This window comes from Streptomyces sp. NPDC007872, assembly GCF_042868165.1.
In the GTDB taxonomy this organism is placed as follows: Bacteria; Actinomycetota; Actinomycetes; order Streptomycetales; family Streptomycetaceae; genus Streptomyces.
The window spans coordinates 952,994-964,133 of record NZ_JBIAEA010000002.1 but is presented as its reverse complement, the minus strand read 5'-3'; the positions used below and the strand labels follow the sequence as shown (position 1 = coordinate 964,133).

At 76.1% G+C, this 11,140-nt stretch carries 9 protein-coding genes; 7 read left to right on the top strand and 2 right to left on the bottom strand.

What is annotated here, in order from left to right:
• Positions 1 to 232 precede the first annotated feature (232 nt).
• Positions 233 to 961, bottom strand: a complete 729-nt coding sequence (locus ACFYNX_RS09510; protein WP_388659370.1) for a VIT1/CCC1 transporter family protein — start codon at positions 959 to 961, stop codon at positions 233 to 235.
• A 289-nt stretch (positions 962 to 1,250) separates the two neighbouring features.
• Between ACFYNX_RS09510 and ACFYNX_RS09505 the strand changes: the two genes are divergently transcribed.
• The 7 genes from ACFYNX_RS09505 to ACFYNX_RS09475 all read left to right on the top strand — a co-directional run bounded on the left by ACFYNX_RS09505 (position 1,251) and on the right by ACFYNX_RS09475 (position 10,030).
• Positions 1,251 to 2,246 carry an ADP-ribosylglycohydrolase family protein gene (locus ACFYNX_RS09505; protein WP_125666094.1) on the top strand — a complete coding sequence of 332 codons (996 nt, stop codon included), beginning with the start codon at positions 1,251 to 1,253 and terminating at the stop codon, positions 2,244 to 2,246.
• Between the two features lie 692 nt (positions 2,247 to 2,938).
• Positions 2,939 to 4,162 carry an ADP-ribosylglycohydrolase family protein gene (locus ACFYNX_RS09500; RefSeq protein WP_388659787.1) on the top strand — a complete coding sequence of 408 codons (1,224 nt, stop codon included), beginning with the start codon at positions 2,939 to 2,941 and terminating at the stop codon, positions 4,160 to 4,162.
• Positions 4,062 to 5,294 (top strand): ADP-ribosylglycohydrolase family protein, encoded by a 1,233-nt coding sequence (locus tag ACFYNX_RS09495; protein ID WP_388659367.1) that lies wholly within the window; start codon positions 4,062 to 4,064, stop codon positions 5,292 to 5,294. The genes ACFYNX_RS09500 and ACFYNX_RS09495 overlap by 101 nt, the downstream gene beginning before the upstream one ends.
• Entirely contained in the window at positions 5,291 to 6,949 is a 1,659-nt protein-coding gene (locus tag ACFYNX_RS09490; RefSeq protein WP_388659364.1) for an ADP-ribosylglycohydrolase family protein, read from the top strand. The genes ACFYNX_RS09495 and ACFYNX_RS09490 overlap by 4 nt, the downstream gene beginning before the upstream one ends.
• Complete coding sequence (gene rbsK, locus ACFYNX_RS09485; RefSeq protein ID WP_388659362.1) at positions 6,946 to 7,866, top strand: ribokinase; 921 nt, start codon at positions 6,946 to 6,948, stop codon at positions 7,864 to 7,866. Before ACFYNX_RS09490 ends, rbsK begins: the two co-directional genes overlap by 4 nt.
• Complete coding sequence (locus ACFYNX_RS09480) at positions 7,863 to 9,152, top strand: CaiB/BaiF CoA transferase family protein (protein WP_388659359.1); 1,290 nt, start codon at positions 7,863 to 7,865, stop codon at positions 9,150 to 9,152. Before rbsK ends, ACFYNX_RS09480 begins: the two co-directional genes overlap by 4 nt.
• Entirely contained in the window at positions 9,149 to 10,030 is an 882-nt protein-coding gene (locus ACFYNX_RS09475; protein WP_388659356.1) for an HpcH/HpaI aldolase/citrate lyase family protein, read from the top strand. The genes ACFYNX_RS09480 and ACFYNX_RS09475 overlap by 4 nt, the downstream gene beginning before the upstream one ends.
• 108 nt (positions 10,031 to 10,138) lie before the next feature.
• On the opposite strand, the gene lgt is transcribed toward ACFYNX_RS09475, so the two are convergent.
• Positions 10,139 to 11,131, bottom strand: a complete 993-nt coding sequence (gene lgt, locus ACFYNX_RS09470; protein WP_388659353.1) for a prolipoprotein diacylglyceryl transferase — start codon at positions 11,129 to 11,131, stop codon at positions 10,139 to 10,141.
• Between the last annotated feature and the right edge of the window lie 9 nt (positions 11,132 to 11,140).

The following is an 11,140-nucleotide window of genomic DNA, read 5'->3' as shown; positions in this document are numbered from 1 at the left end:
CCCGAAGGGACTCCGGACCTCCGGCGAACCGTCGCCGGGTGGGCTTCGTTGCCCACTGGCGCTCATGCCTCTTTCCCGTTGGTCACGGGTTCGAAACCGCCGGGTAACCGGCTATGTATGTGGCGCTGCGCATAGTGTCTCATCGCGACGGCGGATCGGGCCAGGGAGATACGTCACAGGCGATGTGCGGCTTCTGTGTGCGAAAGGTGGGGCCGGGGGCCGTCCGGAAGGGCTACAGCGCGGCGCCGAAGAGCATGCCGAGCCCGTACGTGACGGCCGCGGCGGCGCCGCCGAGGGCGAGCTGGCGCAGTCCGCTGAAGAGCCAGCCGCGCGCGGTCACCCGGGCCACCAGGGCGCCGCAGGCGAAGAGCCCGAGGAGGGCGAGCAGTACGGCCGGCCAGAGGGCGGTGGCCCCGAGCAGGTACGGCAGGACGGGCAGCAGCGCGCCGAGGGCGAACGAGCCGAACGACGAGACCGCGGCGACCGCGGGCGACGGCAGGTCGTCGGGGTCGATGCCGAGCTCCTCGCGGGCGTGGATCTCCAGGGCCTGCTCGGGGTCCTTCGACAACTGCATCGCGACCTCGCGGGCGAGGGCGGGCTCGACACCCCGGGAGACGTAGAGCGCGGCGAGCTCCTCCATCTCGTCGACGGGGTGCTTGCGCAACTGGCTCCGCTCCACGTCCAGTTCGGCCTGGACGAGTTCGCGCTGCGAGGCGACGGAGGTGTACTCTCCCGCGGCCATGGAGAAGGCGCCGGCGGCAAGGCCCGCGAGGCCGGTGACGGCGACGGTCCCGGCGGAGACCGCGCCGCCGGCGACGCCGGTCATCAGGGCGAGGTTGGAGACCAGTCCGTCCATCGCGCCGAAGACCGCCGGACGCAGCCAGCCGCCGTTCACGTCGCGGTGCGTGTGGTTGTCGCGGTGGGCCTCGTGCAGTGGCGCCTGGGCCTCGACGATGGACATGGTGCTCCCCTCTTCACGGCGGACCGGGACGGGCCCGCCTCCCCTCGACTACCCTCGAAAGTACGCTCGATGTAAGGGGCGCGCCAGCAAGGCAGGCCGTACTTACCAAGGCTTGCCTGACCGGGCGCACCGGGTCCTGACCGGGCCCTGACCGGGTCCCGACCGGTTCCTGGCAGGGTGTCAGGCGGGTGACAGAGACGTTTCTTCGGCGAGTTCGCGGGCGCTGGTGGCACAGATCCAGGCAACGGGGCGCCACCGGTGCGCCTCCCGGAGGAAGGAGCCGCCGCACATGGTCACCACCACGGCATGCGACACGCGGGAGCGGGCGAGGGGGGCGCTCCTCGGCCTCGCCGTCGGCGACGCGCTCGGCGCGCCCGCCGAGAACATGCGGCCCTCCGAGATCCGCCGCCGCTGGGGCCGGATCGAGGGCTTCGTGACGGAGAGCCCGGCGGGCACGGACGACACCGAGTACGCCGTCTTCTCGGGGCTGCTGCTCGCCCGGCACGGCTCGGCCCTCACCGTCCGCCACGTCGAACGGGCCTGGCACCGCTGGATCGCCGACCTCGACGAAGGGCCCTTCCGGGGCGCGGGCTTCTCGGAGCGGGGCACGCTGGAGAACCTCCGGCGGGGACTCGCGGCGCCCATCTCCGCGCAGCACCGGCACGCCTGGAGCGACGGCCTCGCGATGCGCGCGGCGCCGTTCGGGGTGTTCGCCGCCGGACGCCCGGCGGAGGCGGCCCGGCTCGTCGCGATCGACGGCAGCGTCAGCCACGAGGGCGAGGGCATCTACGGCGGCCAGGCGGTCGCGGCGGGGGTCGCGGCGGCGATGGCGGGCGCGAGCGTGACGTCGGTGATCGCGGCGGCCCTCTCCGCCGTCCCGATGGACTCCTGGACGGCCCGCTCGCTGCGCCGCGCGGTCGTGGCGGCCCAGCGGGTCCAGCCGGACCCGCTCGCCCGCGAACGCCAGGTCCGCTCGGCGGTCGTCATCGGCGGCTACCCGTGGACGGACCTGGCCCCGGAGGCGGTGGGCCTGGCGTTCGGCGCCTTCGCGGCGGCCCGCGGGGACTTCCGCACGGCCGTCCTGACGGCCGTCAACATGGGCCGCGACGCCGACACCACGGCGGCGGTCGCGGGCGCCCTGGCGGGCGCGATGTCGGGCGCCCGCGCGATCCCGGCGGAGTGGGCCACCGCCATCACCCCGGTCACCGGAAGCTGCCTCCCCTCCATGCGCGGCTACCACGTCCTGGACATCGCGGACCTGCTGACCCCGGAGGAGGCGGCGTGACCCCGAACGCGAACCCGCCGGCCCCGCCGGGAGTGGGGGCGGGGGCGACGGTGGCGGGACCCGGCACGTCCGTGGGCACGGACACGGTCCCGGCCACCCCCGGCACCACCATGAGCACGGGCGCCACCCCGGCCGCACCCGGCACCACCATGAGCACGGCCGCCACCCCGGCCACCCCCGGCACCACCATGAGCACGGCCGCCACCCCGAGCACCCCGGCAGCCGCCTCCGCCGCGGGAGCTCCCGCCCCCTTCGCGGGTACGGCTCCGGCCCCCGGCGCCACCGATCCCGGGGGCGGCACCACCCCGCCCGCACCCACCGCCATGGGCACCGGCCCGGGTGCGGGCACCGCCGCCACCCCTGTGGACAGCACGGCGCCGGGCACGTACACCGCCACCACCCCGGACACGCGCACCACCACAGGTACAGGCACAGGCACCGCCACCACCCCGGACACGGGCACCACCACAGGCACAGGCACCGCCACCACCCCCGTGGGCAGTCGTCCCGCTGGGCGTGGGGGCCCCTCCTCCGAGGGAGGGCGGGCACAGGACCCGGTGCGGGGCACCGGCCTCCTGGACGAGGCCCGCGAGGACCGGACGGCACCCCCGGTGCGGGGCGCACACAACCGCACCTCGACGCCCACCGCCCGGCCCCAACCGCCGACCGCCCAGGTCCCCGCCCGGGTCACCGTGAGCCGCGACGCGATCGAAGGCCTCCTCCTCGGGCTCGCCGCGGGCGACGCCGCCGGATGGCCCGCCGCCCGGCACCGGGCCGCCCGGATGCCCGAGTGGACCCGCCGCCTCACCCGGGAGCTCGACACCTTCGCGGAGCAGAACGCGACGACCACCCTCCCCGTCCCCATCGCCCTCAACCAGCCCCCCGAGCCGCTCCGGCTCGGCCCCTCCGACGACGCCGAGTGGGCGGTCTTCACCGCCGAGGCGATCCTCGCCTCCACCGCCCCCGCCCTCGCCGGGCTGCCCCCGGAGCGCCGGCTCCGCGCCGCCGTCGACCTGGCCTGGAACGCCCTCGCGGGACAGGTCGCGGCCGCCGCGGAGCGCGCCCCCGAGGTCGAGTCCGCCGTGCTCCCCCTCCGCGCCCGGATCTCCGTCCGCGCCGGACTCGGCAACCTCGCCACCGGCCTGCGCCCGCCCGCGACCGGCCACGACAACCCGCACTACTTCGACGACGCCGCCTGCGTACGGGCCGCCGTCCTGGCCCTCGTCCACCCGGGCGATCCGCGCGCCGCCGCCGAACTCGCCGAGTTCGACGCCCGGTACACCCAGGACGGCGACGGCGTCCACGGCGCCCGCGCGACGGCGGCGGCCGTCGCCGCGGCCCTCGGCGGGGCGACCGTCGAGGAGTCCGTCGGGGCGGCGCTCGCCGAACTCCCGCCCGCCACCGAGATCGGCCGCAACGCCCGGCACGCCGTGGAGCTCGCCCGGACCGCCGACTCGGCCTTCGCGCTCGTCCCGCTCCTGGAGCACCAGATCGTGGACCACGTCTACAGCTACGGCGTCGCCGCCGCCGAGACCGTCCCGGTCGCCCTCGCGCTCGCCCTGGCCGCCCGGGGCGAGACGACGGCCGCGGTCCCGGCCGCCGCCTGCCTCTCCCGGGTCGCGGACTCGGCCCCGGCGCTCGCGGGCGCGCTCACCGGTGCGCTCGGCGGCGGACGTTCGATCCCGGCGAGCTGGCGCGAGGCCTGCCGGCGGCTCGCGGGCTGCGCGCTGCCCCGGCTCGCGGGGACCGACCTGGTGGAACTCGCCGGGCTGCTCGGAGCCACGGAACCGGCCGCCCCAGGTGGACAATTCCGGCATGGAACCCACACTGGACGTGCCCAACCCGGCTGTACGCACACCGAACGCGCCGAGCACGCCGACCGCACCGACCGTTCCGGGCGTTCCCACCCTGGATGACCGGATCACCGGCAGCCTCCTCGGGGCCGCCGTCGGCGACGCGCTCGGCGGCCCCGTCGAGGGCTACACCCCCGAGCAGATCCTGGAGCGCCACGGCGGCCGCGTCACCGGGATCGTCGGCCCCTGGAACGGAGACGCCTGGCGCACCGCCCGCCCCATCGCGCCGTACCACAAGGGCGACGGACACGTCACCGACGACACCCTGATGACCCACACCCTGATCCGGGTGTACGAGAAGGTCCGCGGCCACCTCGACGCGTACGCGGTCGCGGACCACCTCGTCCCCGAGCTCATGAACTCCCCCGTCTGGATCCCGGAGCTGGAGGCCGAGGCGCTGCCGCTCCAGCGGATCTTCCTCGCCGAGAAGTGGATCGTGACCCGGCTCCACTACGGCCACGTGGACCCGCGCGAGGCCGGCAGCGGCAACATCGTCAACTGCGGCGCCGCGATGTACATGGCACCGGTCGGGCTCGTCAACGCCGCCAACCCGCCGGCCGCCTACGCCGAGGCCCTCGACCTGGCGGGCGCGCACCAGTCCTCGTACGGGCGGGAGGCGGCGGGCGTGTTCGCCGCGGCGGTGGCGGCGGCCTGCGTGCCGGGCGCGACGCCGGTCTCGGTGGTGGACGCGGCCCTGGCCCTGGCGAAGGACGGCACGGAGGCGGCGATCGAGGCGGTGGCCGAGGCGGCCGCCCGCCACACGGACTTCGAGACCGCCCTCGCCCCGCTGCGCGGGGCGGTGGCCCCCTTCGACACGGTCGGCCCCGACTACCGCGCGCCCTCCCTCGGCGCCCGGCGGCCCTCGCGGCTCCACGCGATCGAGGAGCTGCCGATCGCCCTGGGGATGCTGCTCGTCGGCGGGGGCGACTTCCGGCGCACGGTCCTGGGCGCGGTCAACTACGGCCGGGACTGCGACTCGATCGCCACGATGGCGGGCGCGATCGTGGGCGCGCTGCACGGCGAGGCGGCCGTGCCCGCCGACTGGGCGAAGCGGGTGGCGGAGGCCAGCCGCCTCGACCTGCACGCCCCGGCGCGGGCCCTGGCCGGGGTCGCCCGCGAGGTCTTCGCGCGGGACGCGGAGGCGCGCCGGGCGCACGAGTCGGCGTTCGCGGCGCTGACGAGCGCGGACCGGTGAACCTCCGTGTGACCTGGGTGCAGCCGGAGGACCTGGTGGGCCACGAGCTGCGGCAGGCGGCGGAGGACGGCCGCGACGCCCGCGCCCCGGCGGCCCGCTGGGCGGCGGCGGGCGGCCCGCCCGCCCCGGACGCGGCCGGCGCCTCCGCGACCCCCCGCCCGGACCTGCGCCCCCTGGCGGAGGAACTCCTGGACGCCCTGGCCGCCCTCCCGAGCCCCCTCGCGGAACACGAACCGACCGCCCTCCCGGACATCCTGGCCCTGACCGCCGCGCCCTCCGGACCTCCTCACGGCGACGCCGGAACCGAGGACGGCGGGCGGCCCCGGACCCCGCTGCCGGGCTCCCCCTACGGAGGCGGCGCGGCCCCGGCCCCGCCGCACCCAATGCCGGACGCCTCCCCACGCCCGCACGAAGCACCGGGCACGGCCCCCGGATCCGGCGGACTCCCCGGATCCGGCGGGCTCTCCGGATCCGGCAGATTCCCCGAGCACGGAGACGCCCCCGCCTCACCGCACGCGGGGAACCGGTCCGGCGGGCTCCCCGGCCCCGGAGACGCCCCTACCTCACCAGGCCCGGGGGACCGGCCCGCCGACGACCCCGCCCTCCTCCCCCGTCTGCACGCCGCCTGGCTCGGCCGGGCCGTCGGGTGCCTGCTCGGCAAACCCGTCGAGAAGCTCCCCCTCCCCGCGATCCGCGCCCTGGCCCGCGCCACCGGCAACTGGCCCCTCACCACCTGGTTCACCGCCCGGGGCGTGCCTCCCGAGCTGCTCGCCGCCCACCCCTGGAACCGGCGCTCCGCCCCCACCTCCCTCGCCGAGAACATCGACGGCATGCCCGAGGACGACGACCTCAACTACCCCCTCCTGAACCTCCTCCTGCTCCAGCGGTACGGCCGCGGCTTCACCACCGCCGACGTCGCCCGCCTCTGGCTCGACGAACTCCCCGCCGGCCGCACCTTCACGGCCGAGCGCGTCGCCTACCGCAACCTCCTCGACGGGATCGAACCCCCGCTGACCGCCGTCCGCCGCAACCCCTTCCGCGAGTGGATCGGCGCCCAGATCCGCGCCGACGTCCACGGCTGGACCCACCCGGGCGACCCGGTCGCCGCCGCCGCGCAGGCGCACCGGGACGCGGTGCTCACCCACACCGCCAACGGCGTGTACGGCGCCATGTTCGTCGCCGCCACCGTCGCCGCCGCCGCGTCCGGCACCGCCGACGTCCACCGGTCGCTCGCCGCCGGTCTCGCCGTAGTCCCGCCGCGCTCCCGCCTCGCCGGAGCCGTACGCCTCGGCATCGACGCCGCCCGCGCCCACACCGACTTCGACGCCGTCGTGGACCGACTGCACGCCGAACTCGGCGGGTACCACTGGGTGCACGCCGTCCCCAACGCCGCCCTGCTCGCCGCCGCCCTCACCCACGCCGACGGCGACTTCTCCCGCTCGGTCTGCGCGGCGGTCTCGGGCGGCTGGGACACCGACTCCAACGGCGCCACCGCCGGTTCGGTCGCCGGGCTGCTCGCCGGCCGGCCCGACCGACTGCCGGAGCGCTGGACCTCCCCCCTGAAGAACCGCCTCGCGACCTCGGTCCCGTCCTTCGACGGCATCGGTTTCGACACCCTGGCCGCACTGACACACCTGGAGGCAGTACGCCCATGACCAGCATCGTCGTGCTCGGCAGCACGAACATGGACCTCGTCGCCTACGTGCCGAGGGCCCCGGCCCTCGGCGAGACCGTCACCGGCCGCTCCTTCCGCACGGTCCCCGGCGGCAAGGGCGCCAACCAGGCCGTCGCCGCCGCCCGCGCCGGCGCCGAGGTCGCGATGATCGGCGCGGTCGGCACGGACGGCTTCGGCGCGCGGCTCCGGGCCACCCTGGAGCACTGCGCGGTGGACACCGACCTGCTGCGCACCGTCGAGGGGGCCTCGGGCACCGCCCACATCGTCGTGGACGACGAGGGCGGCAACGCGATCGTCGTCGTCCCCGGCGCCAACGGCACCGTCACCTCCCTCACCCACGGCGACGAGGCCCTCATCGGCACCGCCGACTCCCTGCTCCTCCAGCTCGAACTCCCCCTCCCCGTCGTCGTCGAGGGCGCCACGGCCGCCCGCCGGCATGGCGTCCGCACCGTCCTCACCCCCTCCCCCGCACAGCCCCTCCCTCCCGAACTCCTCGCCGTCACCGACCTGTTGGTGCCGAACGAGCACGAGGCCGCCGCGCTCACCGGCCGCACGGACCCGCGTGCCGCCGCCGAGGCCCTGCTGCGGGACGTCCCCGAGGTGGTGATCACCCTGGGCGCGGCCGGCAGCCTGTACGCGGCGCGCGGCGCCGACCCGGTCACCGTGCCCGCCCGCCGGGTCAGGGCCGTGGACACCACCGGCGCGGGCGACACCTTCGTGGGCGCCCTCGCGGTCGCCCTCGGCGAGGGCCGCCCCGCCCCGGAGGCGCTCGCCTGGGCGCAGACCGCCGCCGCGCTCTCCGTCCGGCGCGAGGGCGCGTCGACCTCGATGCCGTACCGCGTCGACATCGAAGCGGCCTTCCGCTCCCCCGACTCCCTGGAGGCCGATCCCGTATGACGACTCTCCCCACCCCGAAGGCCGCGCCGGAAGACACGCAGGAAGACGCGCCGGACACCCCGCCCGCCACCGCGCCGGACGCCGACGGCTCCGCCCCCGCCGCTCCGCCCCTCCGGGGGTTGCGGGTCCTGGACCTCGCGACCCTCTTCGCCGGGCCGCTCGCCGCCATGATGCTGGGCGACTTCGGCGCCGACGTCGTCAAGGTCGAGCACCCCCGCAAGCCCGACCCGTCCCGCGGCCACGGCCCCGCCAAGGACGGGATCGGCCTGTGGTGGAAGGTCCTGGGCCGCAACAAGCGGACGATCACCCTCGACCTGTCCACGCCGGGCGGCCGCGACACCCTCCTCGCGCTCGCCGCCGACGCCGACGTGATCGTGGAGAACTTCCGCCCCGGCACCCTGGAGCGCTGGGGCCTGGGCTGGGAGGAGCTCTCCGCCGCCAACCCGCGTCTGGTCCTCGCCCGCGTCACCGGCTTCGGCCAGTTCGGCCCGTACTCCCACCGCCCCGGCTTCGGCACCCTCGCCGAGGCGATGAGCGGCTTCGCCGCCATCACCGGCGAGCCCGACGGCCCCCCGACCCTGCCCCCCTTCGGCCTGGCCGACTCGATCGCCGCCCTGGCCACCGCGTACGCCGTGATGACCGCGCTCACCGCCAGGACGACGACCGGCCGCGGCCAGGTCGTCGACATGGCCATCATCGAACCGATGCTCTCCGTCATCGGCCCCCACCCCCTCTGGTACGACCAGCTCGGATACGTCCAGCCCCGCACCGGCAACCGCTCCCGCAACAACGCCCCGCGCAACACCTACCGGACCGCCGACGGCTCCTGGGTCGCCGTCTCCACCTCCGCGCAGTCGATCGCGGAGCGGGTCCTGAACCTCGTCGGCCGCCCGGAGCTGATCGACGAGCCGTGGTTCGCCGACGGCACGGGCCGGGCCGCGCACGCAGACGTCCTGGACGAGGCGGTCGGCTCGTGGATCGCCCGCCACACCCGCGACGAGGCCATGGCGGCCTTCGAGAAGGCGGAGGCGGCCATCGCCCCCGTCTACGACGTCCGGGACGTCCTCGACGACCCGCAGTACCAGGCGCTCGGCACCGTCACCGAGGTGCCGGACCCCGAGCTGGGGACGATCAGGATGCAGAACGTCCTCTTCCGGCTCTCCGAGACCCCCGGCGCCATCCGCTGGTCCGGCCGCCCGCACGGCGCCGACACCGCCGCCGTCCTCTCCGAGCTGGGCCTCAGCCCCGCCGAGATCGGCGCCCTCCGCGCGCAGGGGGCGGTATGAGCGGCCCCCACGGCGTCCGGAACCTCGGCCGGGTCAGCGGCCCCCGCGAGCGGACCGGCGCGCCCGTCGCGAGCGGCACCGCCGGACCGCACACCCCGCTCACCTGGCTGTACGCGCCCGGCGACCGGCCCGAGGTCGTCCGCAAGGCCCTGGCCTCCGGCGCCGACGTCGTGATCGTCGATCTGGAGGACGCGGTCGCCCCGCACCGCAAGGCGTACGCCCTGGAGGCGACGGCCGATCTGCTCGCGGACGTCCACCCCGTCCCGGTCCACGTCCGCGTCCACACCCCGCTCGACATCCCCGTCCTGACCCCCCTCCCCGGCCTCTGCGGTCTCCGTGTACCCAAGGTGACACACGCCACTGACATCCACCGGATCGCCGGCCTCGCCCCGGGCCTCCCCCTGTACCCGCTCCTGGAGAGCGCCCTCGCCGTGGAGAACGCGTACGCCATCGCCTCCGCCCACCCCGCCGTGCGCGGGATCGGACTCGGCGAGGCAGACCTCCGCTCCGACCTGGGGGTACGGGAGGACGGCGGGCTCGACTGGTCGCGCGGGCGGCTGGTGGTCGCGGCCCGCGCGGCCGCCCTGCCGCCCCCGGCCCAGTCGGTCCACCCGCACGTCCGCGACCTGGAGGGGCTGGCCGCCGACTGCGCCCGGGGCCGGGCGATGGGCTTCCTGGGCCGGGCGGCCATCCACCCCCGCCAGCTCCCGGTCATCGAGCGCGCCTACCTCCCCACCCCGGAGGAGGTCGACGAGGCCCGGGAGATCGTCGCCGCGACCGGGCGGGGCGCGCTGGCCCTCCCGGACGGCCGGTTCGTCGACGCGGCGGTGGTGGAGGGCGCGCGCCGGACCCTCGCCCTCGCCGCACGGGCCGGATGACCCGTACCGGGTGGTCCGTACCGGATGACTCGTACCCCCGCACGCGGAAGGGCCGCCGGAACCTTTCGGCTCCGGCGGCCCTTCCGACCGCTGCGAGGGGGCGCGGGGTCAGCTCTTCCCGGCTCCGTGCTCCATGTCCTTGCCGAGGTCGACGGCGTCGTCGGAGGAGGCGTCCGGCTTCACGCCCTCGCCGGCGTCGGCGTCGCCGTCGGGCTCCCCGGCCTTCTCGGCCTTCTCGGCCTTCTCCGCCTTCTCCGCAGACCCGGCGGACCCTTCCGGCTTCTTCTCCGCCTTCGGCTCCACGATCTCCTCGCGTCCCGGCCGGACCCGCGACGAGACCACCATGTAGACCACCGCGAGGAGGAAGACGACGATGGCCGTCCACACGTTCAGGCGCAGGCCGAGCACGTGGTGCGCCTCGTCGACGCGCATGTACTCGATCCAGCCGCGGCCCGCGCAGTACGCGGCGACGTAGAGCGCGAAGGCGCGCCCGTGGCCGAGCTTGAAGCGGCGGTCGGCCCAGACGACCAGGAGGGCGACGCCGACGCACCAGAGCGACTCGTACAGGAAGGTCGGGTGGTAGGTCCCGGCCTCGCGGTTCGCGCTCTCGGTGATCTTCAGGGCCCAGGGCAGGTCGGTCGGCCGGCCGTACAGCTCCTGGTTGAACCAGTTGCCCCAGCGGCCGATGGCCTGGGCGAGGGCGATGCCGGGCGCGATGGCGTCGGCGTACGCGGGGAGCGGGATGCCCCGGCGGCGGCAGCCGATCCAGGCGCCCACCGCGCCGAGCGCGATGGCGCCCCAGATGCCGAGGCCGCCCTCCCAGATCTTGAAGGCGTCGACCCAGTTCTCACCCTCGCTGAAGTAGAGCTGGTAGTCGGTGATCACGTGGTAGAGGCGTCCGCCGACGAGGCCGAAGGGCACCGCCCAGACGGCGATGTCGGCCACGGTTCCGGCGGTGCCGCCCCGGGCGATCCAGCGCTTGTTGCCGTACCAGACGGCGACGAAGACACCGATGATGATGCAGAAGGCATAGCCGCGCAGCGGGATCGGTCCGAGGTGGATCACGCCGGTCGACGGGCTGGGAATGTAGGCAAGGTCCATGGCAGGTCC